At 34.8% G+C, this 25,587-nt stretch carries 33 protein-coding genes, 1 other RNA gene and 2 pseudogenes; 27 read left to right on the top strand and 9 right to left on the bottom strand.

The genetic code is table 11. The features are described 5' to 3' along the window. Positions 1–75: 75 nt before the first annotated feature. The 16 genes from N7U66_RS21540 to N7U66_RS07475 all read left to right on the top strand — a co-directional run bounded on the left by N7U66_RS21540 (position 76) and on the right by N7U66_RS07475 (position 8,844). Positions 76–261, top strand: a complete 186-nt coding sequence (locus N7U66_RS21540) for a hypothetical protein (RefSeq protein WP_313791457.1) — start codon at positions 76–78, stop codon at positions 259–261. 35 nt (positions 262–296) lie between these two features. Further along, on the top strand, positions 297–467 hold the full coding sequence (locus N7U66_RS21535) for a hypothetical protein (protein ID WP_313791456.1): 171 nt from the start codon (positions 297–299) through the stop codon (positions 465–467). 6 nt (positions 468–473) lie between these two features. Further along, a complete protein-coding gene (locus tag N7U66_RS07540) occupies positions 474–1,733 on the top strand; it encodes an ABC transporter permease (protein ID WP_267677958.1) in 1,260 nt (419 codons plus the stop codon). 1 nt (position 1,734) lies between these two features. Beyond that, positions 1,735–2,100 (top strand): hypothetical protein, encoded by a 366-nt coding sequence (locus N7U66_RS07535; protein WP_267677957.1) that lies wholly within the window; start codon positions 1,735–1,737, stop codon positions 2,098–2,100. A gap of 113 nt (positions 2,101–2,213) precedes the next feature. Further along, positions 2,214–2,645, top strand: a complete 432-nt coding sequence (locus N7U66_RS07530; RefSeq protein WP_267677956.1) for a hypothetical protein — start codon at positions 2,214–2,216, stop codon at positions 2,643–2,645. A gap of 19 nt (positions 2,646–2,664) precedes the next feature. Next, positions 2,665–2,910: a thermonuclease family protein gene (locus tag N7U66_RS07525; protein ID WP_267677955.1), complete on the top strand. Its 246-nt coding sequence runs from the start codon at positions 2,665–2,667 to the stop codon at positions 2,908–2,910. Then, positions 2,873–3,196, top strand: a complete 324-nt coding sequence (locus N7U66_RS07520) for a thermonuclease family protein (protein ID WP_267677954.1) — start codon at positions 2,873–2,875, stop codon at positions 3,194–3,196. The genes N7U66_RS07525 and N7U66_RS07520 overlap by 38 nt, the downstream gene beginning before the upstream one ends. An 18-nt stretch (positions 3,197–3,214) precedes the next feature. Continuing rightward, a complete protein-coding gene (locus tag N7U66_RS07515; RefSeq protein ID WP_267677953.1) occupies positions 3,215–3,571 on the top strand; it encodes a hypothetical protein in 357 nt (118 codons plus the stop codon). A gap of 22 nt (positions 3,572–3,593) precedes the next feature. Continuing rightward, positions 3,594–3,971: a PH domain-containing protein gene (locus N7U66_RS07510; RefSeq protein ID WP_267677952.1), complete on the top strand. Its 378-nt coding sequence runs from the start codon at positions 3,594–3,596 to the stop codon at positions 3,969–3,971. Positions 3,972–3,997: 26 nt separating this feature from the next. Next, positions 3,998–4,837 carry a DUF3387 domain-containing protein gene (locus tag N7U66_RS07505; protein WP_267677951.1) on the top strand — a complete coding sequence of 280 codons (840 nt, stop codon included), beginning with the start codon at positions 3,998–4,000 and terminating at the stop codon, positions 4,835–4,837. Then, positions 4,812–4,991, top strand: coding sequence for a type I restriction enzyme endonuclease domain-containing protein (locus N7U66_RS07500; protein WP_267677950.1), 180 nt, complete (start codon positions 4,812–4,814; stop codon positions 4,989–4,991). The genes N7U66_RS07505 and N7U66_RS07500 overlap by 26 nt, the downstream gene beginning before the upstream one ends. A gap of 255 nt (positions 4,992–5,246) precedes the next feature. Further along, entirely contained in the window at positions 5,247–5,522 is a 276-nt protein-coding gene (locus N7U66_RS07495) for a hypothetical protein (RefSeq protein WP_267677949.1), read from the top strand. After that, entirely contained in the window at positions 5,500–6,057 is a 558-nt protein-coding gene (locus tag N7U66_RS07490; RefSeq protein ID WP_267677948.1) for a hypothetical protein, read from the top strand. The genes N7U66_RS07495 and N7U66_RS07490 overlap by 23 nt, the downstream gene beginning before the upstream one ends. Before the next feature lie 135 nt (positions 6,058–6,192). Continuing rightward, positions 6,193–6,456: a hypothetical protein gene (locus N7U66_RS07485; RefSeq protein WP_267677947.1), complete on the top strand. Its 264-nt coding sequence runs from the start codon at positions 6,193–6,195 to the stop codon at positions 6,454–6,456. Positions 6,457–6,515: 59 nt separating this feature from the next. Continuing rightward, positions 6,516–7,919: a hypothetical protein gene (locus N7U66_RS07480; protein ID WP_267677946.1), complete on the top strand. Its 1,404-nt coding sequence runs from the start codon at positions 6,516–6,518 to the stop codon at positions 7,917–7,919. Next, complete coding sequence (locus tag N7U66_RS07475; RefSeq protein ID WP_267677945.1) at positions 7,885–8,844, top strand: BamA/TamA family outer membrane protein; 960 nt, start codon at positions 7,885–7,887, stop codon at positions 8,842–8,844. The genes N7U66_RS07480 and N7U66_RS07475 overlap by 35 nt, the downstream gene beginning before the upstream one ends. Positions 8,845–9,227: 383 nt before the next feature. Here N7U66_RS07475 and ssrA read toward each other — a convergent pair. Further along, positions 9,228–9,622: a transfer-messenger RNA gene (gene ssrA, locus N7U66_RS07470) on the bottom strand. Between the two features lie 233 nt (positions 9,623–9,855). On the opposite strand from ssrA, the gene N7U66_RS07465 reads away from it, so the two are divergent. The 4 genes and pseudogenes from N7U66_RS07465 (at position 9,856) to N7U66_RS07450 (ending at position 12,492) form a co-directional block, all read left to right on the top strand. Continuing rightward, the gene (locus N7U66_RS07465) at positions 9,856–10,065 is read left to right on the top strand and encodes a hypervirulence associated TUDOR domain-containing protein (protein ID WP_267677944.1); all 210 of its coding nucleotides are present in this window, start codon (positions 9,856–9,858) and stop codon (positions 10,063–10,065) included. An 88-nt stretch (positions 10,066–10,153) separates the two neighbouring features. Continuing rightward, positions 10,154–11,363: pseudogene (locus N7U66_RS07460) on the top strand (NAD(P)-dependent oxidoreductase). 14 nt (positions 11,364–11,377) lie between these two features. Then, positions 11,378–12,100: an SDR family NAD(P)-dependent oxidoreductase gene (locus tag N7U66_RS07455; RefSeq protein ID WP_267677943.1), complete on the top strand. Its 723-nt coding sequence runs from the start codon at positions 11,378–11,380 to the stop codon at positions 12,098–12,100. A gap of 245 nt (positions 12,101–12,345) precedes the next feature. Then, on the top strand, positions 12,346–12,492 hold the full coding sequence (locus tag N7U66_RS07450; RefSeq protein ID WP_267677942.1) for a hypothetical protein: 147 nt from the start codon (positions 12,346–12,348) through the stop codon (positions 12,490–12,492). A gap of 95 nt (positions 12,493–12,587) precedes the next feature. Here the strand turns inward: N7U66_RS07450 and N7U66_RS07445 are convergent, their stop codons facing one another. From N7U66_RS07445 to N7U66_RS07415, 7 genes are all read right to left on the bottom strand, one after another. Beyond that, complete coding sequence (locus N7U66_RS07445) at positions 12,588–14,468, bottom strand: TlpA family protein disulfide reductase (protein WP_267677941.1); 1,881 nt, start codon at positions 14,466–14,468, stop codon at positions 12,588–12,590. A gap of 55 nt (positions 14,469–14,523) precedes the next feature. Beyond that, positions 14,524–15,066 (bottom strand): DUF1361 domain-containing protein, encoded by a 543-nt coding sequence (locus tag N7U66_RS07440; protein WP_267678492.1) that lies wholly within the window; start codon positions 15,064–15,066, stop codon positions 14,524–14,526. A 114-nt stretch (positions 15,067–15,180) separates the two neighbouring features. Continuing rightward, complete coding sequence (locus tag N7U66_RS07435; protein ID WP_267677940.1) at positions 15,181–15,564, bottom strand: ribosomal maturation YjgA family protein; 384 nt, start codon at positions 15,562–15,564, stop codon at positions 15,181–15,183. Between the two features lie 71 nt (positions 15,565–15,635). Next, complete coding sequence (gene creD, locus N7U66_RS07430; RefSeq protein WP_267677939.1) at positions 15,636–17,015, bottom strand: cell envelope integrity protein CreD; 1,380 nt, start codon at positions 17,013–17,015, stop codon at positions 15,636–15,638. 179 nt (positions 17,016–17,194) lie between these two features. Beyond that, a complete protein-coding gene (locus tag N7U66_RS07425; RefSeq protein ID WP_267677938.1) occupies positions 17,195–17,488 on the bottom strand; it encodes a winged helix-turn-helix domain-containing protein in 294 nt (97 codons plus the stop codon). Positions 17,489–17,517: 29 nt separating this feature from the next. Beyond that, the gene (locus tag N7U66_RS07420) at positions 17,518–17,850 is read right to left on the bottom strand and encodes a hypothetical protein (protein WP_267677937.1); all 333 of its coding nucleotides are present in this window, start codon (positions 17,848–17,850) and stop codon (positions 17,518–17,520) included. A gap of 1 nt (position 17,851) precedes the next feature. Then, positions 17,852–18,454, bottom strand: coding sequence for a hypothetical protein (locus N7U66_RS07415; protein WP_267677936.1), 603 nt, complete (start codon positions 18,452–18,454; stop codon positions 17,852–17,854). A 341-nt stretch (positions 18,455–18,795) separates the two neighbouring features. On the opposite strand from N7U66_RS07415, the gene N7U66_RS07410 reads away from it, so the two are divergent. Next, positions 18,796–19,155: a hypothetical protein gene (locus N7U66_RS07410; RefSeq protein WP_267677935.1), complete on the top strand. Its 360-nt coding sequence runs from the start codon at positions 18,796–18,798 to the stop codon at positions 19,153–19,155. Positions 19,156–19,169: 14 nt separating this feature from the next. Then, complete coding sequence (locus N7U66_RS07405; RefSeq protein ID WP_267677934.1) at positions 19,170–19,538, top strand: DUF1801 domain-containing protein; 369 nt, start codon at positions 19,170–19,172, stop codon at positions 19,536–19,538. Here N7U66_RS07405 and kdsA read toward each other — a convergent pair. Then, positions 19,535–20,353, bottom strand: coding sequence for a 3-deoxy-8-phosphooctulonate synthase (kdsA, locus tag N7U66_RS07400; RefSeq protein WP_267677933.1), 819 nt, complete (start codon positions 20,351–20,353; stop codon positions 19,535–19,537). The genes N7U66_RS07405 and kdsA overlap by 4 nt on opposite strands. 546 nt (positions 20,354–20,899) lie before the next feature. Between kdsA and typA the strand changes: the two are divergent. From typA to N7U66_RS07380, 5 genes and pseudogenes are all read left to right on the top strand, one after another. Next, positions 20,900–22,700: pseudogene (typA, locus tag N7U66_RS07395) on the top strand (translational GTPase TypA). Between the two features lie 207 nt (positions 22,701–22,907). After that, positions 22,908–23,150, top strand: coding sequence for a uroporphyrinogen decarboxylase (locus tag N7U66_RS07390; RefSeq protein ID WP_267677932.1), 243 nt, complete (start codon positions 22,908–22,910; stop codon positions 23,148–23,150). Between the two features lie 451 nt (positions 23,151–23,601). After that, complete coding sequence (locus N7U66_RS07385; RefSeq protein WP_267677931.1) at positions 23,602–24,474, top strand: GNAT family N-acetyltransferase; 873 nt, start codon at positions 23,602–23,604, stop codon at positions 24,472–24,474. Beyond that, entirely contained in the window at positions 24,471–24,836 is a 366-nt protein-coding gene (locus N7U66_RS21530) for a DegT/DnrJ/EryC1/StrS family aminotransferase (RefSeq protein ID WP_313791455.1), read from the top strand. Before N7U66_RS07385 ends, N7U66_RS21530 begins: the two co-directional genes overlap by 4 nt. Further along, entirely contained in the window at positions 24,814–25,572 is a 759-nt protein-coding gene (locus N7U66_RS07380) for a DegT/DnrJ/EryC1/StrS family aminotransferase (RefSeq protein WP_313791454.1), read from the top strand. Before N7U66_RS21530 ends, N7U66_RS07380 begins: the two co-directional genes overlap by 23 nt. Positions 25,573–25,587: the final 15 nt, after the last annotated feature.

Genomic DNA, 25,587 nt, shown 5'->3' with positions numbered 1-25,587 from the left:
CGAAAATGTGAGTTGTACAAAAAAAAACAAAATTATTTTAATAGAATCCATCTAAAACCACAAATCAAACTAATTATGATATCAACCGAATTAAAAAGTCACTTTTTAAGGCTCTATCAAATTGCTTTTTCAGATGATAATTTCGATATCCTTGAAATGCAAATGCTCTATAAGTTTGCAGAAGAACGGGGACTGACAAAAGAACAACTAAATGACATTTTACTAAATCCTTCCCACGATTCATCCATTCCGAAGCTTTAGAGTTACGAGTAGAATATTTATATGATTTGGCTGTGATGATTTGGGCTGATGGAAAAGTGACGGACGATGAATATAATACACTAAAAAAGTATTGTAAAAAATTCGAGTTTTTAGATGAGAATATTATCGAATTGGCAGATTATTTATTGGACTCTGCTAAAAAGGGTATTAATAAAGAAGATATTATAAGAGATATAAATTCGTAATTATGGGTGCAATTAAAAAAATTATTTAAATTAAAAAATAGCGAACCAAGTAAGTTTGAAACTGAGAACACAGAAGAGGCTAGGGAGCAGGTTAGGATAACTTATTATCAAAGTGGATATGGAGCATCTAAGAAAGCTGATGGTAATCCATTAACATTTGGAATGGGATTACATAACTTATTTAACACTTTTGAAAACCTTTGCAGAAAACAGCTTAATGAGCAGAAGGTCTTGAAACAACCTTATGTAGAGTCTCAAGAACGAGAACGTACAGAACTTAAAAAAAGAGAAACAGCTAAATCTATTTACGAAGATCAAATAAAAGTTATTCAGAGCTCCATTGATAAGTCTAAATTCGAGATTATTGATGTTAAGCAACATCCTGATAAATATGGTATAGATTCGGATAAACGACCAAAAGCTCAATTTTATATTGGGTTATTTCTGTTGTTACCAATAACAATTTACCTTTTTGTCTTTTATATATCTGCAACATACTCTGCTTTCTTTAAAGATTTTGAAACTGATAGTTTGTCTGCTGCTATTTTTGATGCAAATGCATTAGGTAAAGCTATAAGTGATGGATGGTTAGAAGCTATTTTTGTAGGGACTTTACCGTTTGTTTTTATGGGGCTTGGTTATTTAGTGCATATGTTTCATAAAATAAAAGGATGGCAAGCATTCGTGAAAATTGGATCGCTATATGTTTTAACATTCATGTTTGATGTGATTTTAGCGTACTTAATTGAAAAGAAAATTTTTTTATATGATGCAGTGCTTGGACAACAGTTTTCCCCTACAGATGCATTAAGTAGTGTTAATTTTTGGGGGATTATTTTTGCTGGATTTGTAGTCTATATTATTTGGGGTTTAGTGTTTGATTTTGTGATGAAAGAGCATGAGAATGTAGATAAAATAAAGGTATTTATTGTGAATCAGAAAGAGACAATAAAGAATGCAATAAAAAAGAGAGAAGAATTAGCTATTCTTATTGATAATGTGCAACAAGAGGTTACAGCTATAAAAGGGAAAATAACAGAATTACAATCAAAAATAGATGGGTTTATTTTTCCAGTAAAGGAATATCTACATTATCATTATCAATATGTTGAAGGCTGGTTTCAGGCTATTAATTCAGAATTGCAATTTCCAATAAAGCAGCTGGATGCAATTAGAGAAAATTGTGAAACTGTTGCTTCAAACCATCTTAACGAATTAAATCTTAAGGATATTGAAGTTCAGAATATAATATTTGAAAAAATATAAAATGATGAAAAAAAAAATAAACAAATTGTTTTTGTTAGTACTTGTTGTTTTAGCGTCTTGTAAAGAAGATGCTAAAGAATATGGAATTGATATTGAAGAACACTTAGAAGAAGTAGTATCACATAAGTCTAACGATAACCTAAATATTAGTTTTTTATTAGACTTATCAGATAGGATAAGTCCTGAGAAACATCCCAATAGTGCAATGGAATATTATCAAAGAGATGTTGCTTATATTAAATCTGTATCCGAAGCTTTTGACATGCATGTAAGAGGGAAAAAGGTTAGAGCTATTAAAGATAAAATACAATTGTATTTTGATCCGAACCTAGTAATCAAAATATCAATTCTATTTCTAATAGCTTAAAGTATAGTCTTAATAGAAAGAATGTAACTTTACCTATTCTTGACAATATTAAAGAAAGTTATGCTTCAAAACCTCAAAAAATATATGATCTGGCAATTGCGGACAATAAGTACGTGGGATCTGATACTTGGCGGTTTTTTAAAACAAAAGTTAATGATTACTGTGTTGATGAAAATTTCAGAAATATTTTAATTGTTTTAACAGATGGTTATATATACCATAAAGACACAAAAATGAAAGAAGCTAAGCTAACCTCTTATCTAACACCTCAAGTGATAAGAAGTTTTAAGTTAAATACTAAAGATTGGGAAAATGATATAGCTGAAAAGCAATTTGGGTTTATACCAGCAAATAACGATTTATCAAATCTTGAGATATTAGTTTTAGGTATTAATCCGGATACAAAAAACCCATACGAAGAAGAAGTAATTAAAAAATATTGGAGTGACTGGTTTGATGCTATGAAAGTAAATAGATATGTAATTAAATCGGCGGCCTTGCCTTCAAATATGGATAAAATCATCAAAGATTTTATTTTAAATTAGTAGTTAAATTATATATCCTATGTCTAAGCTTTGGTTATCCTCATTATCACTTTTAGTTCTGTTATTAGCATTTAGCATTTCAGAAAAGGCTAAACCAACAATCCTTACTGGCAAAGTCGTTGGTATCATGGATGGCGACACCTTTAAATTGTTAACAAAAGATTCAACAACTGTTAAAGTAAGGTTAGCAAATATAGACTGCCCGAGAAAAAAAGCAAGCGTATTCCATGAAGGCAAAGGAATTTGTTTCAGCAGCTATTTTTAGTAAAAAAGTAACAGTTCAAGTCTTAAAAAAAGATAGATACCGGCGTTTAATTGCCAATGTGTTCTATGGCGATTCTATAAACCTTAATCAAGAGTTAGTTAAAAACGGATTGGCCTGGCATTATTTAAAATACTCAAAAGATACTATCTTACAAGGCCTAGAGGACAAAGCGAGAAAAGATAAAGTGGGGTTATGGCAAGAGCCACAGGCTATTGCGCCTTGGCAATGGCGCGCGAATAAAAAAGAAGCCTATCGATTGAAAAAACAAAATCAAAAAAAGGATTAAAAATCGGCATAAGTTTAAATGAAACCCTTAAAACTTTTATTAGTAATACTATCCTTTGCATTTGTAAACACCGCAATAAGTCAAACCGTTTACACGACCAAAACAGGAGAAAAATACCATACCTCCAGTTGTCGCTATTTAAAGTATTCTAAAAAGGCATACACGCTTGAAAAAGCAAAAGCGCTTGGGTTTTCTGCCTGTTCTGTTTGTAAGCCTAATACGCAAACGTCAGCAACCAATGGATTGTTAGAAAACAAACAAAGTACTACACCGGTAAGAACAGTAACAGCAAAACAATGTACTGGTAAAACCAAAGCTAAGAAACGCTGTAAGCGCAAAACAAAAAATGCTAATCAAAGATGCTATCAACATTAATTATAAATTAAAAACAAAACGCATGGGATTATTAAATAAAATATTAGGAAACGCGAGCGAAGTATCTGCAGAACAACTCAACGAGAAATACGGGCGGTTATTAACAGATAACGAGCAAATAGAACTCGGTTTTAAGCTGTTTAGAGACGTATTTATGTTTACCAACAAACGATTAATACTAATAGACGTACAAGGCGTAACAGGAAGTAAAGTTGAATACAAGTCTATGCCTTATAAAAGTATTTCTAGATTTTCATTAGAAACCTCGGGAACCTTCGATTTGGATGCCGAATTAAAGATCTGGATATCAAGTGAAAACATGCCCTCGGTAAGTAAAAAGTTTAATAAAAGCATTGATGTGTACGAGGTACAAAAGTATTTGGCTGAAAAAGTAATGTAAGCGATTGTATAGGGTTTAAAAAGCAGATGAACTTGGCATTAAAACAGTATTCTGCGGTTGATGGGCAGAACTTTGAAGATATAGAAACCTCTATAGTTGTTGTTAAAGACCAATTAGATTTGTTAGCAAAACTGTTCCATGAGTTTGATGCTTCAGGTTATTTTTCCGGAGTTGGTATCAAGCAATTAGAATGTTTAAATAATGGTGCAGAATATGTGCAGCTTACCAAAAACATAGAAACCCGATTTATGAATATTGTAAAGCGTTTAAAAGCTGCTTATAATATTTGTTGTGGCAGTGAAACGTTTACAGACATTCAGAAAGATTGCATTCATTTTTACTTAGCGATTCGTTCTATTGTTTTTAAATTAACCAAAGGCAATGCGCCAGATACATCACAAATGAATGCTAAGGTTAGAGAACTTATAAAAGAGGCTTTAAAAAGTGATGGTGTAGAAGAGATTTTTAAACTAGGTGAAGACACACAAAAGGAAATAGATATTTTTGATGAAGCTTATTTAGCTAAAATCGAAAAAATAAAACTACCCAATACTAAAATTAAACTTTTAAAACAGCTCTTATTGAAAGCAATAGATGAGTTAAAGAAAACTAATAAAATACAAGGCATAGATTTTTCTGAAAAGTTCAAAAGTATTGTTGATAAATATAATGAAAGAAAAGAATCTGATATTCTACAGAGTAACGTTCTAGAAGATTTTACAAATGAAATAATCGATTTATATCATGAACTTAGAAAAGAAAAAAACACTTTTCAAGACTTGGGTATCGATTTAGAGGAAAAAGCCTTTTATGATATTTTAAAAGCCATAGCGCATAAATATGATTTTAATTATCCGAGAGAATAAATTGATACCTCTTGCTAAAGAGGTTAAGAAAGTTGTAGATGATAAAGCTAAATATACAGACTTGAACCAGCGAGATGATATTAAAGCAGAGTTAAAAGTAGATTTAATTATTCTGTTAGCTGAAAAACGCAATCAAATGAGACCATCTTGTTAAATTCTAAGAGTATTAATATCAGATAAAATAAGGTAAAGATTAGCTACGCTGTTCACTCCATTCCGAAATTGACCATCCATGTAAAATGGTTTTTGTTTCAGTTTTAAAGGGTAATGGAGACCTAGATTGAGGTATTGGTAAAACGAGTCTTGAGGTATTAGAATTCAAAAAATAGCGAATGGTTCAATATTATTTTGAATAAACGTAATGTACCAATTATTAATTTAGGACTTTTGCGCATCAATATTATAATCTATGACAGCTCATTTACCTTCAAAGCACCTATTAAAAATTCAATACTTACTCTTAATACTACTATTCGCTGGGGTTACGACGCATGTATTTGCTCAAGAAACGGACAAAGAGATTTCAAAAAGTATCTATTTGACCTCTAATATCGGGTTGGATAAAAATTTTAATGCCAATACGGTATTAAAAGCGATCGTAGATGCTTCACAAAAAGATTCTAACGCGGCATTTGTTGCTTTGGGGAATAGCACGCGATCCAATGGGTATCCGAGAAAATACTGAAGATCGAAAAAAGGAGGAAGCCTTTCTTAAGGCGCACGTACTAGAACCACTTTCTGAGTTTAATGGTCAGGTGATTTTTATTCCAGGACAAAATGAATGGAACAAAGGCGGGCATAAAAATATAGACGATTTAGAATCTTATTTGCAAGACAATAGTGACGCCAAATTTTGGCCTAACGATGGTTGTCCCATAGAACGTGAAAGTTTAAGTGATAACGTCGAGTTGGTCATGGTCGATACTCAATGGTATCTTGAAGATTGGGATACCCATCCCTATATTAACAATGACTGTGAAATAAAAACGAGAGAACAGTTTTTTTTGGCATTCAAAGATGAACTTAAAGATGAGCAGAATAAAACCATTGTAGTCGCATTGCACCATCCTGTGTTAACGGCGACAAGACAAGGACTAGTTGATAGAATGGGAGGGCTCTCTAAACAAGCCTATTACCACAAAGACATGCAATATTTGGTGGGCCGATTAGAAACCTTGGCAAGCCAGTTTAACGATATCATATTTGTGTCTCGGTGGTGATAAGAATTTACAATTTTTAATGCACGATGGGATCCCTCAGATAATCAGTGGCGCCCTAGGAAACAATACAAAAACAAAAAATAAAAAAAGAAAGGCTATTTTGTCTCTAGCCAAAACGGTTATGCCAAGCTAAATGTGTTTAAAGATGGCAGTTCTGAGGTTGAAATATACACCGTCACCGGAGAAGCGGTTAAAAAGGTGTTTACCTCTAATATCAAGTTAAAAAAAGGCGTCTTAGAAGATTTTGAATACCATACGAGCGACGCCTTCGGCTCCACTTATAAAGCGTCTATTTATACTGCAGAAGAAGTTAATAAATCGGATTTTACAAATGGTTTTGGGGCGATCACTACAGACCTGTTTATGGTAAGGAGATTGAAGCACCTGTATTATTCTTAGAAAACTTACCAAATAACGTAAGAGCAATCACCGAAGGTGGTGGGAACCAATCTAGGAGTTTGCGATTAATTGATGATAATGAAAACGAATTTACGGTAAGGGAACTACGTAAAAGTGGGGTGCGGTTTATTCAATCTAAAATTAAGGACCATTATGTTCTAGACTATATGGATAATACGGTGGCAGAATCTATTGTACAGGATTATTACACCACAGCCCAGCCTTATGCGCAATTCGCTATCAACGAGCTCTTAGACGCGATAGACATTTCTCATGCGAACCCAAGAATCGTGTATTTACCCAAGCAGGAACGTTTGGGGCGTTTTAATGAAAATTATGGGGATAAACTGTATATGATTGAAGAGCATGTGGGGGATGAAAATAAGACATTTGATATTTTTGGTAATGCCGATGATATCATTAGTACGACAGACATGCTACTGGAACTTCAAAACGATAAAGATGCTCAAATTGATGAAGACAGTTATTTGAGAGCACGATTATTCGATATGCTTGTTAACGATTGGGACAGACATGAAGATCAATGGCGCTGGGCTTTGCATGAAGATAAGGATGGTACAAAACTGTATAAACCTATTCCAAGAGATCGTGATCAAGCCTTTTCTAAATACGATGGTGTCTTTCCTTTTATATTAAAAGCGGTATCACCACTGGCGAGAAACATGCAGAGTTATAATGCTGAAATTAAAAACGTTAAAACCTTTAATAACGCGGTGTATTATTTAGATAAGAACTTTATAAACCGTGCCAGTTGGGCAGACTGGAAAAAACAGGCAGAGACTATTCAGAATCAACTCACTGATGCTGTTATAGATAAGGCTTTCGCCAATCTTTTAGAAGATACTAAAGATGAAAGTATTAATTCTATTAAATCCACTCTAAAGCAAAGACGCGAAAATATGGTGTCGATTGCTCAAGCGTATTACGATTATTTTAAGGAACACGAAATACTTGTGGCGACTAATAAAGATAATACGATTGATATTTTAAGGCAGCCTAATGGTAAAACAACTATTAGTATTACGCATAAAGAGAAGATTATTTTTGAAAATAGCTACGAGAAAGACAAAACTAAAGAGATTTGGATCTATGCTTTAGATGGTGACGATACGATTTCAATATCCGGCGAAGGCAATGATTATATCAAGCTTAAAATTTTTGGAGGTGAAGAAAATGACATCTATAATGTAACCAACAACAGCGCCGTTACCGTTTACGATTATAAATCGAAGAAGAATACCTTTAACGGTGCAGTTGGTAAGAAGCTAACTGATTCATACGACATTAATAATTTTGATCCCCAAAAACGTAAATACTCAAACAATGTGTTGTTGCCTGCTATTGGTTTCGATCCGAGATGCGGGTTTAAATGCAGGATTAACAAACACCTATACAACATACGCACTATTGCGCAACCCGTTCACCACACAACATACTGTTAATGCGTCTTACTATTCTGCAACTCAAGGTTTCGAAGTCTCCTATAATGGTGAATTTGCACATGTTTTCCAAAATTGGAATTTGGGTTTAGATGCACGTATTACCAGTGCTAATTTTGCTGTTAACTTTTTTGGTGTAGGAAATGAAACGGTTTACAATCCGGATGCTGTGGATATGGATTTTAACCGCACAAAAATTAGTCAATGGCATTTCCAGCCATCGTTAATTTATAAGACCAGTGGTAATGTGAGTGCACATATCGCAGCAGGCGTTGAATCTTACGAGGTAGAAGATTTTGAAAATGGGTTCGCTGAAGGATTTTTTAATGCGGCTAATGATGTTTTTGAAAATCAAATGTATGTAGGTGGAGAAGTTGGGATTCATTTCAATAATAAATCAGGATTACTAAGTTTACCACGTCGCGGCTTGGAATTAGGAGTCGTGGCCGGTTATAAGCAGTCTGTGGATTCTGAATTTGATAACCAGTTGTCTTACATAAAACCAACAGCGTCGTTTATTTATCCCATTCATGAAAGCGGGTTGGTCACTCTAGCGACTAAAGCACAGGCTAATTTTATTCTTGGAGATTCTTATGAATTTTATCACGCGGCGACTGTAGGTGGCAATACCAGTCTTCGTGGCTTTCGAAACGATCGTTTTTTAGGAGAGACCTCCTTTTTTCAAACCACAGACTTGAGGGTTTGTTTTTTAGAAGTCCGTACCGGATTTGTACCCCTAAGAATAGGCGTGACAGGAGGCTATGATCTTGGGCGTGTTTGGAATGAGAATGAAGATTCCAACCAATGGCATGACAGCTACGGGGGCTCCATATTTATTAATGGGTTTCAGGCGTTTACCGCAAACATTGGGTATTACCAAAGCGTCGAGGACAGTCGTATCATTTTTACTGCCGGCTTCCGTTTTTAAAGCATAAAAAATAGAACTAATAAACTAAAAAAGCGCAATCACCTATAAGGTGTTTGCGCTTTTTTAATCGTGGAGTCGGAGCGATTAGCTGTGCTGTTTACTACCACTCCCATATGGTAATTGCAACGTGCTGTGCTTACCGCCCGGATGCTTTTAAACAAAAAAGGGCAATCAAGTAAAACTTGTAGCCCTTTTTATGCTAAAAACCGCAAACACGTTGCGTTTAATTGTGGAGTCGGAGCGATTAGCTACGCCATTCACTCCATTCCGAAATTGTAAATGCATTGTATTGTCTTTCCAAGACAAACGTATTAAATAAAAAAATCTGATCAAGCGAGCTTGTCAGATTTTTTTTATTTTAATCCGCAATAAAATTGCGCTTATTGTGGAGTCGGAGAGAATCGAACTCTCGTCCAAACAAGTAATCAAATAGCTTTCTACACGTTTATTCTTTTCTTGGGTTTTCGATTAAAAGCTGGTTAAAGACAACCTACTTTTAACTTATCTTCTTTAGTTTCAATTAGGCATCAAAGCGCTACCTAGTCTATATTGACATTTACGATATCTCAAATGGAACGCCGTCAATCAAGGCTTTCCGGAGACATAAAGCTTGCTCACCTAGTGAGCCGAGGCTTAATCCTACTATAATTCGGATTAGGCAGCTAAAGCGTAGTTATTCTCGCCGTTTAAAAAGTTGAAATAAGGATTTACGAGTGTAATCTCATTACTCGACGTGCTTACTACTTCATTAATCTCGCTGTCAAAACCAGTCGACCCCATTAAATGAAATAGCAAATGTTTAATTTACTTTATTGAAGGAATTTAAAAACAAGTTACCTAAACACCGTTTAAGTGTGCTTCAAAAAGACTTCAATACCAAAAAACGATAAATAGTATTCCTTGGTCTGCAAAATTACTAAAAATAGTGAAGCAAAGGCTGTGCGCGAACAGTTTTAAATAAAATTTAAGATAAACTAACCGTATAAAAGAGTATTTTAATGGCAAAAAAGCATGATTAGAACAGGAACAAAAGTAAAATGGACATGGGGAAAGGGCACAGCTACTGGTCGCGTAGAGCAAGCTTACAGAAACAGCGTTACTAAAACGATTAAAGGCACTCAAGTCACTCGGCATGGTGAAAGCGGAAACAAAGCGTTATATATTAAACAAGACGACGGTGGTTTTGTTTTAAAGCTAGAAAGTGAAGTTTCAAGGGCTTAGTAACTTTATTTGCGAAACGCCTTTAATAAAAGTAATTTAGCCAAAAAAATAAGGCTGCCTACTTAGCACTAACAAAAAATACTCTTCAATGAAATTCGCCATTATAAAAGAACGCAAAAACCCACCGAGACCGCCGTGTCGTTTTTTCACCACAAGAATTAAAGATAGTGAAAGCGCGTTATCCTCAAGTCGAAATTGTGGTGGAGGCTTCAGACATTCGTGTTTTTAAAGATTCAGATTATAGGGATTTAGGATTTACCGTTTCTCAAGACGTATCTGACGCCGATGTTTTATTTGGCGTAAAAGAAGTGCCCATCGACGCCTTGATTCCACATAAAAAATATTTTTTCTTCAGCCATACTATAAAAAAACAACCCTATAACCGCGAATTACTTAGGGCTATTTTAGATAAAAAAATCGAACTTTTTGATCATGAAACCATTACAAAAAAGAACGGTGCACGCCTCATTGGTTTTGGGCGTTATGCTGGATTAGTAGGTGCTTATAATGGGTTTAGAGCCTTAGGTTTGCGTGACGGACTCTATAATTTGCCTAAAGTAGAGGCCTTGACAGATTTAGAAGATGTGAAACGCGAGTTGGACAAAATCAAACTCCCTAATATTAAAATTTTACTTACAGGAACTGGTAAAGTGGCGCATGGGGCAAAAGAAATACTGGAGTACTTAAAAATTAAACAAGTGAATGATGCGTTATTTTTAACGACTGCTTTTAATGAACCTGTGTATTGCATGGCTGATGTTATGGAATATGCGAAGCGCAAAGATGGTAAAGTAGGCGATAAGCATGCTTTTTACAAAGACCCTAGTGATTACGAAAGTAATTTTATGCCTTACGCTAAGCAAACCGATTTTTTTATAGCAGGACACTTTTATGGTAATAATGCCCCATATTTGTTTACAAGGGAGGAGGCAAAACATCCGGATTTTAAAATAAATTTAGTCGCAGATATTTCATGTGACGTCGATGGTCCTGTCGCTTCCACATTAAGAGCCTCTACTATAGCAGACCCTTTTTATGGTTATGACCCACAAGCGGAGAAAGAGGTGCCTTTCAATGCGAAAAATGCCATAACCGTAATGGCCGTCGATAATTTACCTTGCGAGTTACCAAAAGATGCGAGCGAAGGGTTCGGTACGATGTTTTTAGAACATGTTATTCCTGCTTTTTTTAATGCCGATGCCAATGGTATTTTAGAACGGGCAAGGATGACCACACATGAGGGTAAGCTTACAGACCGTTTTGCGTATTTGCAAGATTATGTAGACGGGAAAGCGTAATTTAAATTAAATATATGTCTCAGCTAGCAGTAGTCACTGGAGCAGCATCCGGATTAGGATATGAATTAATGCTTTTACTTGTAGCAGACCACTACGACTTAGTGTTAATAGATGTTGACGAAAAAAAATTAAAAGAAGTAAAATCTGAAATTGAAACAAAATACGGGGGTAACGTACATATTATAGTTACCGATTTAAGTCACGTAAATAGTGCAAAAGTCGTTTACGATCAAATTAAACATAGAAAAATAGAGATCCTTATTAACAATGCAGGGTTTGGTGTTTTTGGTTCGTTTATAAATACATCTTGGGAACAAGAATCCAACATGTTGCATTTACATATTTTAACGGTGACACACCTAACCAAGTTGGTACTTCAGGATATGGTCTCTCGTAACTCCGGTAAAATTCTAAATGTGTCTTCTTTAGCGGCATTTATGCCAGGACCTATGATGGCTTTGTATTATGCATCAAAATCGTATTTGCTTTCATTCTCTGAGGCAATAGCCAATGAACTTAAAGGTACTGGGGTTTCAGTAACCGTTTTGTGTCCAGGACAAACCAATACGGGATTCCAAAAAGTGGTGTCTAACACCACCTCCGAAAATAAAATCAGCTTTAACTTTGCGTGCCCGAAACAAGTAGCAGCTTACGGTTATAACGCCTTATTAAAAGGAAAAGTTATTGCGGTGCCTGGTTTTTTTAATAAGTTTTTGTCTAATTTGCCCGAATATTAACCAGAAACAGGGTGAGGTCTATAGTAAGGAAAGTTCAAGATAAAAATAGAGATACAGACTATCCTGCTGAATTCATAAAAAATGCCTCTTGATGTAATGGCTGTATTTAAATTGTAAGTGGGCTGATTGTCATTTTTCGGTGTCACTGGTTTATAATATAGCTCAAACCAAAACCTATCGAAGGGCTTAATAATATACCCCACTAGGCAAACATAGCTATTGTTGATGCTATCACGGTTATAAGCGTGGTCGTAGACGACGATAATAACCCTATGGCTGCAGGTACTACAACGGGGAGTTTTGAACCTCAAACAATCGATGATACCACTATTGAAGTTGCCAATAAAATAACCATAGATTTTACTATAAGTCAAGGCCTAGACCATCAATAACTTGTTACTGTGTTAGCTAACAATTGTTACTACATTAACTATAAATAAAAGAGGCTCTAATCTAGAGCCTCTTTTATTTTTTTGTAGTTAAAGGTTTATGATTTTACTAAATCTATCATCAAATCCATTTCTTGTTTTAGCTTATCGTTACTACCACTAAACCCAACAGATTTAAATTTAATACGTCCGTTTGGTCCAATAACAATTTTTGTAGGTATTCCGGAAATACCATATTTATTGGCTACTTCGTATTTGTCGCTGTCCTTTATTTTGCCATCAATTAATACATGGAAATCGTATTTGTTATCTGTAATAAATTGAGCCACGTCTTGTTCTCTGTTTGCACCATCTTCAAAAGTATCTACAAAAAGTATGACAACGTTTTCATCTCCTTCATATTTTTCAACCACTTGTTGCATACCAGGGAAAGACGCTTTGCATGGTCCGCACCAGGTCGCCCGTAAATCTAGAATCACCGTCTTGCCTTTTAAAGACTCTAAGGATACCGTTTTACCATCTAAATTTTTAAGCTCAAATGCTGGTGCAGCATCATCCAACATCTCTTTTTTAAGGTTGTCTAAAGCCTTGTTGCGAGACTTTTGTTCTATATTGGCAATAATAGCATCAAAATCAGTAGCATTTGGATGGGCTTGAGCATACGACTTTCTATAGAGTGCTGTCATTTTTTCTGTACCGTGACCTGCATTTAAAAAGACATTTGCTTTCTCATTGGCACGTTCATATTGCTTATCGGCAACTAAAAACTCTATATAACGCTCGTTGATTTCGGTATTCAGACCATCACCAATCGCTTGAGCTTGATAGGTAATTGCTTCTTTAGTGTTTCCTAATTTGTATTGAATTAAGGCATATGTATCGGCGTACATGTTATACGAACGCTGTAGATTTTTTTTGTGCTGTTTTTCAGAGTAATATTCAGGTTTGCCCTCTGTACTATTTTGTTGCGCTTTCATTAATTCTAATGATGCTTTTGAAATCTCAGCTGCCGTTTCTAAATGTTCTCCTTTCTCAGCTAAAGGCCAAGCGACACTGTTATACATTCCTGCCTTATCACTAGGGCTTTCAATTTTGTCGGCATATTGTTTAAACGCTTCCATGTCTCCTGCTTTAAAATGCTCAGAGGCCATATTGCTAGCCGCATAAGATAAAGAAGGTTCCATATCGAAGTTTGTATGCAGCTCATTAAAAACAACTTCTTTTTCTTCTAAAGTCTTAGCATCATAAAATTGATTCATTAATATCTGTTTCTTGATCTTTCCTTTTGGGAATTTTTCAGTGGCTATTGCTGCTAAAGAATCGGCAAGATTACTTTTCCGAGTCATGGAATAGATACTGTGTAGTTGGTTGTAGTCTGCTTCAGTTAAAACTTTTTTACTTGAAATTTCTTGGGCTAACTTGTTAGCAATGGTCTCACCCTTTTCGCGATCGTTTCTCAATATGAGGTTTAAATATTGGTCTTCCCAAACTTCTTTTACTTTGGCATTTTCATTGACCTCTTTTATAAGGGTAGACACAAAAATAGCGTTATCACCTTCTAATCCGTATTGTTCTCCGTAGCTCGTTTTATAATATTCTAAACTGGACTGACTTCCAGCTACAGGTATCCCTTCTTGGTCCTGTACGGCAAATAAATAGCCTTTTTTATCATTGTTTAAATACGTACCATCCACTTTAAAGTTGAAAGCTACCGCAGTTATAGAATCCGGAATAACGATGGTCGCGGTACTGTTTTCAAAATTCAAGTCTACAGGATATGCTTTATACCCTTTTAGCTGATAGTAAAAGGCCTCCATATTTTTGTCATTACCATTGTAAGTAATGCTAATAGGTTGGTTATGAACTATGGTTTCTTGAGACATTTCAAAATCACCTAAAACCAATGGTTGTTCTTTTTCTTCTGTTTTGCATGAGAAAATACTGGCTATAAGAATTAAGCCAATTAACGTGTGTTTCATTTTTTATTGTTTTGATTGATACCTTTTAAATTTAATAAAACCATTTTAAATGAAACTAAATTCTTGTTTTTTTTAATGCAAAGCGCTTGAAAATAAAATGCCCAAAGCTTAATAATAGGCCGAATAATATAGTAAATAACCAAGCTTTAATATGTGCTTTAGGCTGTAAAAGAACATTATTAATCAATGGTTTAGGGTTGCTTAATATTTCCCATGAATTAAAACGCAAATACCGTCCAATATAAATTCCGAAAGCCGATAAAAAACAGATGAGAATAACTACTATTTTTTCCTGTTTTATTTTGTAATGTTTCTTAATGATTTTCATCATTTTGTTTAGAGAACAATAAAATAAGACGGCTCCTGTTGTTGCGAAGGTTATAATAACTAAAGTGTCTAGCCGGATGAGCTGCGCTGTACTTCTTTGTAAATGGTATAAATCTGTAATAATATACAACGCATTTGATAAAAATAGTAACCAAACTATAAAAGCAAACACTCGTCCTGTTTTGGGTAGGTCTTTCTTTTCTGAAAGAAACATCGTGATGACATACGGAATACTGGCTAAGAAGACATTCCGAGACTCAAAAAAGGAAATAGCCGGTTTTAGTGATTATTATTACGGTAGACAATAAAAAGAAACTAAATAATAGAATGCGGAGTAGGGCTAGGTTTTGTTGTTTGTTTTTTTTAAGTATAAATTTTATAGTTTTCATTTTTGGCGTGATTTTGATATTTTTAAATCGATAAAAGCAATGCACATAACTCCTAAAGCATAAGCAACTAAATCTTGGATACTAAAAGAAGTGCCAAGTATTAAGCCTGCCATTGTATTCCCACGTAGATTTAAATACGTTAAAATATTATATAGCTGAAGAAACTCTATCCCATAGGCAATAAATAGTACCGAGAGCGCTGTGCAAACTATTTTGAGGTCTAAAAAACTTTTTATAAAACAATAAAGAAGTATAACCACTAAAAAGTCACCAACAGTGTGCCTTATAAAACCCGTTTTTAGGAATAAAGCAATACCGATTTCTAGTAATAATAACGTGCAGAATGCTGCGAAAAAATAAGATTGAAATTTGAGTGTCATAAGATTTGTTTTTAATGAAGAGGCACTCATACAAACTTGTAGAGGAGTGCTTTCTCAAAGGAATTAATACATTAATCGTTTTTCCAATCTATTTTTCTAGAGATGAACATGACTGAAGCCAATATTAAAAATAAACCAATGCTTCCTACAATTAAGGCATAGCTTTCTAACTGAATGATAACATAGATGAAAGTGTATAAGGCTATAAGTGACAAAAAAATAAAGGTTGGAAATTTCCAGGTTTTTAAAATGGATTTAGAATAAAGTGTAATTAATGACACGACTGAGGTTCCAGCAATTAAATAGGCTTTCAAGAAGTTGCTATGTTCACTAATGGATACGAGTAAAGTGTAGAACATGGTTAATGACAAACCAATCATTAAATATTGAAACGCATGAATGTGTATTTTACTAAGTGTTTGAATTAAAAAGAATAATAAAAACGTTAAGCCAATAACTAAAAAGCCATATTTGGCAGAACGCTCACTTTTGGTATACTCATCTACGGGTATCATGAAATTAATACCAAAAGCAAATTCTTCTAACCCTGGTAAATACTCGAAATATTGTTGCGAAAAGGGCCTGTTGAGGTCTAGAATATGCCATTTAGCGTTAAACCCGTTGGCGGTGAACTTATTGTCATTATAAGGTAAAAATTCACCGAAGAAATTGGCGTCTTTCCAATTCGAACTCATACTGGCTTTTGTTTCTTTCCCAATAGGAATAAAACGAATTTGCTCACTTCCTTTTACATTAAAGTCAAGTTGAAAGGCCATGTTATTGGTAAACGATTCTTCAGTTAAGTTATTTATTACTTTACTTTCTAAAGTGTGCATGATGACTTCATCGTAACGAGTTATTGCTTTGCCATTGTACGTGGAGGAGAATTCAAAAGCATGCCCATTAAAATCAAGTTTTGCAGTAGTGACCCCTTTTAGGTTAGAGGTTTTTACGACTACTTTTGCTTTATCCCATAGGATGTGATCTGTGTTTATTTCTCCAAGATTAAAATCCGGAACACTAAACGAGCCGTCAAGTGTCATCTCACTATCATAAACAGCTGTTTTAAAAATGCCTCGCGCTTTGGTTTCAGGGTTAACCGCGGCCGAAATATTTAAAGTTGAAGGGAAGAAATAGGCATAGTTTATACTTTCTATAGTTTCTGTAAAGGTTTTTTTTGTTTCTTGATTGGTTACCGTTTTTTCAGTAAATGTTTTATAGGGTATTTTTAATATGGGGCCATAGAGTAGGACTTCATTTCCCCATTTATCATTAATCTCTTGAACAACATCATCTTGGCGCCTGGTACGTTCATCTATTAAATTTTGAATAAAAAATAAAGGAATAAGTAGAATCAAAGTTAAGAAGCCAACCATTGCTAATCTTGCAGTAATAGAGGTTTTTAACCAGCTACCAAACTTGTTTTTGTTAGTGTCGTTTGCGTGTTCCATTGTAGTATATATTTAGGTTATTAAAATTATAAGCATTTGATAAGTAAAGTCAAGGGATATCTAAAAAGCGAAATAGTATACGCTTTGTGAGATTTTGAATGAGCAACTGATGTCTTGTTTTGTGTTTGTGTTTTTTAAAAGTACTTTGAAATTCAAAGCATATAGTTAAAAAATATATGTTATGATCTATGTATTAATTTTTCTAGGGCATTAATGTGTTTTTTAAATTCAGCTTTACCAAGTGGGGTAGTGCTATATTTTGTGTTTGGTTTTTTACCAATAAACTGTTTTTCAATTTTGATGTATTCAGCTTTTTCAAGTGCTTTGGTATGGCTTGCTAAATTGCCATCTGTAGCTCCTAGAAGTTCTTTAAGCCTATTAAAATCGGCATGCTCATTCACCATTAAAACAGACATGATGCCTAATCTAATGCGGTGGTCAAAGAGTTTGTTTATGTTTGTTATGATGCTCATACTTTTCCTGCGAAAGCAGGAATATTTGGCTATTTATTAGTATTCTTATAAAAAATAGCAGTCTCATTAGTCAATTTGATTTTTCTAAAAAGAAACGCAATACCATAGACAAACAAACCAATAACTAAGGACACAGGAATTAACACTAAGGCCCCTTGTTTAGTCGTTTTTCGTTTCACTTGTTGCCTGGCAAGACTACTAGATTGTTTGTTTATTTCTGTTTTATCAATTACTCCGTTTTTATCTAAGTCGAAAACAGCAACTTTTTCTTGAAACTGTTTATTAGAATAGTAGGTGTAGGCTACACCACCAGCATACACTAAGAGTGTTGCTATTAAAGCTATTTTTAAAATTGTACTCATTTTAATCATATTTAAAATGCATGATTGCACCGTATAGTATATGCATGACACCAAAACCTAATACCCAAAGCCAAAAACCATAGCCCGGGAACACTGCGGCAATGAGGCCTAATGCAATTTCTGTAAAACCTAAATAACGAATATCACCAATACTGTACTTCGAGGCATTCACTAAAGCCAAACCATAGAAGATAAGCATTAACGCACCAGTTTGTCCATATTTTTGGTGTCCGAGGGTGGTAAGGATATAAAGGCCACCTACAACTAAAGGTATCAAAAAATTAAGAATTAACCGTTTGGAAGAACGGTCCCATATTTTCTCGCCGTTTTTTTTTGCTTTTTTCGTGGTAAGGTAAATGCCAGTGAGTACACTTAAAACAGCAACACCTAACAAAATAGCGATACAGAGTTTAAAAATGCTGCCGTCTAAAATTAAATAGCCTCGAGCTGAAGTTTTTACAATATAGTACGCTACTCCTGCACCAAATAGGGCATAAACACCAGCTAAAACACCCGATAAACCACTCAATGAAATAAAGCGAGACGATTTATTCATTAAATTTTTAATCTCAGTAATGTCTTTTAGATAATCTTGTGTGCTCATAATAAAAGTACTTTGAATTACAAAGTAAGTTAAAATATTTGAACTGTACAAGTTAAAAGTATCACAATTTAGAGCACGCTTTCTATTAAAAGACGAATGCCTTTAAAAAAGGGACGCTATTCAGAGTGCTGTCAATATTATAGAGAAAACTCTACGATCCTGACAAGGTTGCATTTTAATATCAATTTAGCACTAATAACGCAGTGATAGAACAGGGGTTCCGGGCACGCCAACAGAGAAGGCTTTTGTGATTCAGGATAACTTCGATTCAAATTTTTTGTAAAGACGCCGATCTCGAACCGCGTTTTTTAAGTAACTTTAGAGTTAAAACAAAATACATTATGATCGTTACACTTTTAACTCTAGCAAATATTGCTGGGGGTATATTACTAGGTTTAGCAACGCTAGATAAATGGGATGGTAAACGTCATTTTTTTAATATGATTGCTAGTGCTCCGGTGCCGTTTCAAACCGTTATTGGAGGAATCTTGGTCATATTGGGATTAATAAGACTGTTTGGTCACGGCGGTTGGCTTGCTAATATTGTAAGTGTTCTCGGGGGTATTTTGCTGCTAACTCACGTTCTTGGTAAAGCAGCTGCTTTTGGTAACACGCTACTTAAATTCTCTGATAAATTAATGCCCTTTAAGGCGGCCATTGGTATAGCATTAATTGTGATTGGATTGATAACCTTATTTTAACGAGTCTTATTTTTATGAATCCTGCAGCCGTATATATTCTTAATCAACCCGAACCTTACCGTTCGATGTTAATGCATGTGCAAACCGTGATTGAGCAGGCCATTCTAGGAATAGAATTAAAATACAAATGGCACATGCCTTGTTATTATGTTGGAAAGCGTCCCATATGCTATATTAGGCAAAGCAAGGATTATGTAGATGTTGCCTTTTGGCATTCTAGTTACATTACAAAATACACAGAACACCTAATAGGAGAAAAGCGAAAAATCGTTAAGTCGTTACGCTATAAAACCTTAGAACAGATTAATGATACGGTTCTAAGGTCTATTCTTGAAGAAGTGCATTTATATAAAGATAAAAGCTTTTATAAGAAGGAGCGCTAAAAAGAGTTTACCAACTTTCTAATGGCAACTAAATGCGTCAATAACCCTTCTAAATTATCTAAATGTAACATATTAGCCCCATCGCTTTTCGCATTTGCGGGATCAAAATGCGTTTCTATAAATAAACCATCCACATGATTTACAATCCCAGCACGGGCAATGGTTTCAATCATGTCCGGTCTGCCGCCCGTAACCCCAGCGCTTTGGTTAGGCTGCTGTAAAGAATGGGTGACATCTAAAACCGTTGGAGCATATTGACGCATGGTTGGAATGCCACGGAAATCGACAATCATATCCTGATAGCCAAACATGGTGCCACGATCTGTAATCCAAGCTTTTTCACTGCCGGCATCTTTTACTTTCTGAACCGCATGTTTCATCGCTTCCGGACTCATAAATTGGCCTTTTTTTAAATTAACCACTTTCCCTGTTTTAGCTGCAGCAACCACTAAGTCAGTTTGGCGCACTAAAAACGCTGGAATTTGTAATACGTCTACATATTGCGCAGCTAAAGCAGCATCGCTGGTTTCATGGATGTCTGTCACCGTAGGAACGTCAAACTTTTCAGAAACTTTTGCTAATATTTCTAATGCTTTTTCGTTACCAATACCTGTAAAGCTATCAATACGACTGCGGTTTGCTTTTTTAAAGCTCCCTTTAAATATGAACGGAATCTCTAATTTATTAGTAATTTCTAGCACGCGGTCTGCAATACTAAAGGCCATTTCCTCACCCTCAATAGCACAGGGTCCACATAAAAGGAAGAAATTATTACTGTTGGTATGTTTTATTTTAGGGATGTCTTGCAATTTCATAAGTTGTAGTCTTAATTTATGCTGTAAAGATAATTGATGCTGATTTTATTTTAGACTTTTTTGTGCTGAATTTAGGATGTTGGTTATTTTTAAATGAAATAGGTGATGCTAGGTTGAGCGTTTGAAGAGTAGGCATGAGACCCTACGTTTGAAAAAAGAATGATCACGAAACTAATGAAATCCTTGTTTTATTTCTTCCTTCAAATGAAGAAAGGTTCGATTTTGCTTCTGCAAAACTTGAAAGCTTTAACGAAAAAGGCAAAACTCTTTTTTAAAGCTATGAACCGTTTCTTTAAACCAAAACACAAATGATATTCCTCAACAGGCGCTAGTCATGCATTATCGATAGTAGCGGCATCCTTTTTTGTTTGCGGGTATGCACAAAAAAGATATAGCGGATAGCGCGACCTTTTGTAGCCCAGTTACTTAGGTGTTTTGTGGCATTAAATTTGAGTAGCTATAAAAGGAAATGTCCAAATAAAATTTAAAACATTAAAAATCAATAAAAATTAAGTACCTTTGCACGCTTAAAATAAGGCACACATTATGGCTAATATTAAAAATATCGCAATTATTGCGCACGTAGATCACGGGAAAACAACGTTGGTAGATAAGATCATGTACCATTGCCAATTGTTTCGTGAAAATGAAAACACAGGAGATTTAATTCTTGATAATAACGATTTAGAGCGTGAGCGTGGTATTACCATTACCTCTAAAAACGTTTCAGTGGTATATAAAGATACAAAAATCAATATCATTGACACCCCTGGTCACGCCGATTTTGGTGGTGAAGTAGAGCGTGTTTTGAATATGGCGGATGGTGTTGTATTATTAGTTGATGCTTTTGAAGGCCCAATGCCACAAACGCGTTTTGTATTACAAAAAGCGATTGACTTAGGTTTAAAGCCTTGTGTGGTTATTAATAAAGTAGACAAAGAAAATTGCACCCCTGATGAGGTTCATGAGAAAGTATTTGATTTAATGTTTGAATTAGGTGCTGAAGAATGGCAATTAGATTTCCCAACCGTTTATGGTTCGGCTAAGAATAATTGGATGAGTGATGATTGGAGAAATGAAACGAATAATATTGAACCATTATTAGATATGGTCGTTGAGCATGTTCCAACACCTGTTTTTAAGGAAGGTACTACGCAAATGTTAATTACCTCTTTAGATTTTTCTTCTTTTACTGGTCGTATAGCGATTGGTCGTGTGCAAAGAGGAAACATTGTTGAAGGACAACAAATTTCTTTAGTAAAAAGAGATGGTACGGTTACAAAAAGTAGAATAAAAGAGGTCTTTATATTTGAAGGTTTAGGACGTAAAAAAGTACAAAGCGTTCAAACTGGCGATATTTGTGCCGTAGTAGGTGTAGAAGGTTTTGAGATTGGAGATACCATTTGTGATTTAGAAAACCCTGAAGGGTTGAAGGCGATTGCAATAGATGAACCTACAATGAGTATGTTATTTACTATTAACGATTCGCCTTTCTTTGGAAAAGACGGAAAGTTTGTAACGTCTCGCCATATTAAAGACCGTTTAGAGAGAGAATTAGAAAAAAACTTAGCCTTACGTTTAGGAGAAACGGGGAGTGCAGATAAATTTATGGTTTTTGGTCGTGGTGTATTACACTTATCGGTTTTAATTGAAACGATGCGTCGTGAAGGCTACGAATTACAAATTGGACAACCACAAGTAATCATTAAAGAAATTGATGGTGTAAAATGTGAACCAATTGAAGAATTGACGATTGATCTTCCGTGAAAGTGTGTCCGGTAGAGCGGTAGAATTTGTTACCATGCGTAAAGGTGAAATGCTAAGTATGGAAGCCAAAGGGGAACGTATGATTTGCGAATTCATGATTCCTTCTCGTGGTATTATTGGTCTACGTAATCAATTATTAACAGCAACGGCAGGTGAAGCTATTATGGCACACCGTTTTAAAGAATATCAACCATTAAAAGGCGCTATTCCAGGACGTATATCTGGTTCTTTAGTGTCTATGGAAAACGGAACAGCGATTCCTTACTCTATCGACAAATTACAAGATAGAGGGAAGTTCTTTGTTGAGCCTGGAGAAAGTATTTACGAAGGACAAGTTATTGGTGAGAACTCTCGTCAAGACGATATGGCTGTAAATATTACCAAAGCGAAAAAGCAAAGTAATGTACGTTCTTCTGGTGCAGATGATAAAGCGAAAATTGTTCCAGCAATTAAATTCTCTTTAGAAGAAGCATTAGAATACATTCAAAAAGATGAGTACGTTGAAGTAACGCCAAATCACTTACGTTTACGTAAAATCAGGTTAACCGAAACAGATCGCAAAAGAAACAAAATTGCTTAGAAGCAATTAGGAATTATAATTTTCTAAAAAGAGAAATACTGAAAAGTATTTCTCTTTTTTATGGCGTAGAGATACAAATAGCTATCGCATTTAAGTAAAAATTTCGGGTCTTGTTTTTATGGCAGGTGAACCTTAAACAGTGCTGTTACCGAAAACAAGTTTTAAGTTTAATTAATGAAAGGCCCCTTTTTTGGGTGGGTAAAAACTATGGAATTATTTGGAATTACAATAACAGAATATGTGGGGTATTTAGCCTCAATAATGGTTTTGCTTTCTTTCACTATGAAAGATGTGAACAAATTGAGAACAGTCAATATGATTGGATGTTTGCTTTTTGTGGCTTACGGTTTTCTAATGCCAACCATTAGAGTTGGGTTACCAATTATCATTACCAACATTGCTATTTTTTGTGTGAATTTTTACTTTTCATTTATCAAGAAACAAGCTTAGCTCCCTAGTACTTTTAAATATTTGTTTTGGACTGAAATCGAGGGCAAAATAGTGTTATTCGTGGCTGAATAATTGCAGGAAGTATGACTATAAGATTTGAGTTTTAGAAATATAGTTGTTAATAGAACTTAGACCTATGGAGATAGATACTGTTTTTTGTATCTATAAAACGCATGATAAAAAGTTTAGAAATCATGTTTAACTAAAATGACATCTTTTTATTATAGGTCATTTGAATCCCTTAGACGAAGGCTTTTCAAGTTTTAATTATACTATATTTATACTTAAAGCCTTGTGAAAATTAACAAATATTGTATTTTGCTCTTTATTACCCTAACCAATAAAGACTGCTATTTTTTCAATACAAAAATATACCCATATTCATAAGAAGCTTTGGAACGATTTTGTTTCAAAAGCCAAAAATGCCACGTTTCTATTTCAGCGTGACTTTATGGAGTATCATAGTGATCGTTTTCAGGATCATTCGCTATTAGTTTTTAAAGCAGACGAACTCGTCGCTGTATTACCTGCAAATAAAGTCGGTACCCTCTTATATTCGCATCAAGGGCTTACCTATGGAGGTTTACTTTTAGGAGAAGCACTGAAATTGCAGGATACAGCACAGGTGTTAAAGACCATATTGGTTTTTCTCTCAACTATAAATATCACACATATCAATATTAAATTATCGCCCGCATGTTATCACATAAAGGCTAGTGATGAAATGTCTTTTTTATTGCATCATTTAAAGGCGGAAAAATACCGTTGCGACGCCCTAAGCGTTATAGATTTACATGAAAAGCTTTTATTTTCTAAGGATCGAATTTCGGGAGTGAAAAGAGGACAAAGAAATGGTTTAGTGGTGAGGGAGGTTCAAGAGTTTTCTGCTTTTTGGGACCATATATTACTTCCTAACCTAAAATTAAAACATCAGTCAAAGCCTGCACACACGCTAAAAGAAATTGCTTTACTTAAAGAGCGATTCCCACAACAAATAAGGCAATTTAATGTTTATAAAGACAATGTAGTGGTGGCAGGAACAACCATTTTTGAAACCAAAAAAGTGGCGCATTCCCAATATATTTCGGGAAATCTTGATAAAAACACCTTAGGAAGTTTAGATTTTTTACATGTGCACTTAATAACTCACATCTTTAAAGATAAACGGTATTTCGATTTTGGTACCTCTCATGAAAATCAAGGAGAAAATATAAATGAAGGACTCTTGTATTGGAAAGAAGGGTTTGGAGCCCGCACGGTAACCATGGATTTTTATTCCTTGCCCGTAGCAAAATATAATAACATAGACCGTATTTTTATATGATAAAGTTTCCGGATTTACAAAAAGTAAATAAACGCTTTGAGGATGAATTTCAAAAGCAGTTTGCTTTGTTTCTAAGTTCCGGATCTTATATTTTAGGAGGACAAGTAACAAGTTTTGAAAAACGTTTTGCCGAATATTGCGGAACGACATATTGTATAGGTGTTAGCAATGGCTTAGATGCCTTAACTTTGATTTTTGAAGCCTACAAAATTCTTGGAGATTTAAAAACAGGAGACGAAATTATTGTACCTGCTAACACCTACATTGCATCCATACTCTCTGTAGTGAACTCCGGGTTTACGCCCATTTTTGTTGAGCCAAATTCAAGTACCCTTAATATTGATCCGAGACGAAATTGTTAAAAACATATCTAGTAATACAAAGGCCATTTTAGGGGTGCATTTATATGGGCAACTTTATAATGTAACCAAACTTGAGGCCATTGCGAAGTCTTATAATTTATTACTCATAGAAGATGCTGCTCAAGCACATGGCGCGGTGTACAAAGATGGTCGAAAATCCGGAAATGTTTCTAACGCCGGGGCTTTTAGTTTTTATCCAACCAAGAATTTGGGGGCTTTAGGGGATGCTGGGGCAGTAACAACAAATAATCGTTATTTATTTGAGCTTATAAATACCCTCAAAAACTATGGACGGATTTCTGCCTATGAGAATGAATATAAAGGATATAATTGCCGATTAGATGAAATACAGGCCGCATTTTTAAATGTAAAATTAAAGAGGCTTGATGCCGACAATCTCAAGAGGCAAGAGATCGCTGCTTTTTATTTGAAAGCAATCAAGAACTCAAAGATAAAATTACCTTTCTTTTCGAAAGAAAAGGATCATGTGTTCCATCAATTTGTTATCCAGGTCGCGCATAGAGAAACATTTGTGGCGTACATGAACGATCATGAGATTGAAGTTTCAGTACATTATCCCATACCTCCTCACAAGCAGAAAGCACTGCGTGAATACAACAAACTAGTATTGCCAGTCACTGAAAGAATTCATGAGGGAGTAGTGAGCTTGCCAATAAATCCTATTTTAACACAGCAAGAGATCTATACCATAGTAGAAGTCATAAATAGATATTAATGAATTACAGTATAA

The organism is Lacinutrix neustonica, assembly GCF_026625145.1.
Taxonomy (GTDB): Bacteria; Bacteroidota; Bacteroidia; order Flavobacteriales; family Flavobacteriaceae; genus Lacinutrix; species Lacinutrix neustonica.
The sequence above is the reverse complement of the archived record's forward strand: the minus strand, read 5'-3'. Positions and strand labels throughout refer to the sequence as shown.

Bases quoted from the DNA above. Each gene is read 5' to 3' on its own strand.
- N7U66_RS21540 (WP_313791457.1), top strand. From the start codon at position 76: ATGATATCAACCGAATTAAAAAGTCACTTTTTAAGGCTCTATCAAATT.
- N7U66_RS21535 (WP_313791456.1), top strand. From the start codon at position 297: ATGATTTGGGCTGATGGAAAAGTGACGGACGATGAATATAATACACTA.
- N7U66_RS07535 (WP_267677957.1), top strand. From the start codon at position 1,735: ATGATGAAAAAAAAAATAAACAAATTGTTTTTGTTAGTACTTGTTGTT.
- N7U66_RS07525 (WP_267677955.1), top strand. From the start codon at position 2,665: ATGTCTAAGCTTTGGTTATCCTCATTATCACTTTTAGTTCTGTTATTA.
- N7U66_RS07520 (WP_267677954.1), top strand. From the start codon at position 2,873: ATGAAGGCAAAGGAATTTGTTTCAGCAGCTATTTTTAGTAAAAAAGTA.
- N7U66_RS07515 (WP_267677953.1), top strand. From the start codon at position 3,215: ATGAAACCCTTAAAACTTTTATTAGTAATACTATCCTTTGCATTTGTA.
- N7U66_RS07510 (WP_267677952.1), top strand. From the start codon at position 3,594: ATGGGATTATTAAATAAAATATTAGGAAACGCGAGCGAAGTATCTGCA.
- N7U66_RS07505 (WP_267677951.1), top strand. From the start codon at position 3,998: ATGAACTTGGCATTAAAACAGTATTCTGCGGTTGATGGGCAGAACTTT.
- N7U66_RS07500 (WP_267677950.1), top strand. From the start codon at position 4,812: ATGATTTTAATTATCCGAGAGAATAAATTGATACCTCTTGCTAAAGAG.
- N7U66_RS07495 (WP_267677949.1), top strand. From the start codon at position 5,247: ATGACAGCTCATTTACCTTCAAAGCACCTATTAAAAATTCAATACTTA.
- N7U66_RS07490 (WP_267677948.1), top strand. From the start codon at position 5,500: ATGGGTATCCGAGAAAATACTGAAGATCGAAAAAAGGAGGAAGCCTTT.
- N7U66_RS07465 (WP_267677944.1), top strand. From the start codon at position 9,856: ATGATTAGAACAGGAACAAAAGTAAAATGGACATGGGGAAAGGGCACA.
- N7U66_RS07455 (WP_267677943.1), top strand. From the start codon at position 11,378: ATGTCTCAGCTAGCAGTAGTCACTGGAGCAGCATCCGGATTAGGATAT.
- N7U66_RS07445 (WP_267677941.1), bottom strand. From the start codon at position 14,468: ATGAAACACACGTTAATTGGCTTAATTCTTATAGCCAGTATTTTCTCA.
- N7U66_RS07435 (WP_267677940.1), bottom strand. From the start codon at position 15,564: ATGACACTCAAATTTCAATCTTATTTTTTCGCAGCATTCTGCACGTTA.
- creD (WP_267677939.1), bottom strand. From the start codon at position 17,015: ATGGAACACGCAAACGACACTAACAAAAACAAGTTTGGTAGCTGGTTA.
- N7U66_RS07425 (WP_267677938.1), bottom strand. From the start codon at position 17,488: ATGAGCATCATAACAAACATAAACAAACTCTTTGACCACCGCATTAGA.
- N7U66_RS07420 (WP_267677937.1), bottom strand. From the start codon at position 17,850: ATGAGTACAATTTTAAAAATAGCTTTAATAGCAACACTCTTAGTGTAT.
- N7U66_RS07415 (WP_267677936.1), bottom strand. From the start codon at position 18,454: ATGAGCACACAAGATTATCTAAAAGACATTACTGAGATTAAAAATTTA.
- N7U66_RS07410 (WP_267677935.1), top strand. From the start codon at position 18,796: ATGATCGTTACACTTTTAACTCTAGCAAATATTGCTGGGGGTATATTA.
- N7U66_RS07405 (WP_267677934.1), top strand. From the start codon at position 19,170: ATGAATCCTGCAGCCGTATATATTCTTAATCAACCCGAACCTTACCGT.
- kdsA (WP_267677933.1), bottom strand. From the start codon at position 20,353: ATGAAATTGCAAGACATCCCTAAAATAAAACATACCAACAGTAATAAT.
- N7U66_RS07390 (WP_267677932.1), top strand. From the start codon at position 22,908: ATGGAATTATTTGGAATTACAATAACAGAATATGTGGGGTATTTAGCC.
- N7U66_RS07385 (WP_267677931.1), top strand. From the start codon at position 23,602: ATGGAGTATCATAGTGATCGTTTTCAGGATCATTCGCTATTAGTTTTT.
- N7U66_RS21530 (WP_313791455.1), top strand. From the start codon at position 24,471: ATGATAAAGTTTCCGGATTTACAAAAAGTAAATAAACGCTTTGAGGAT.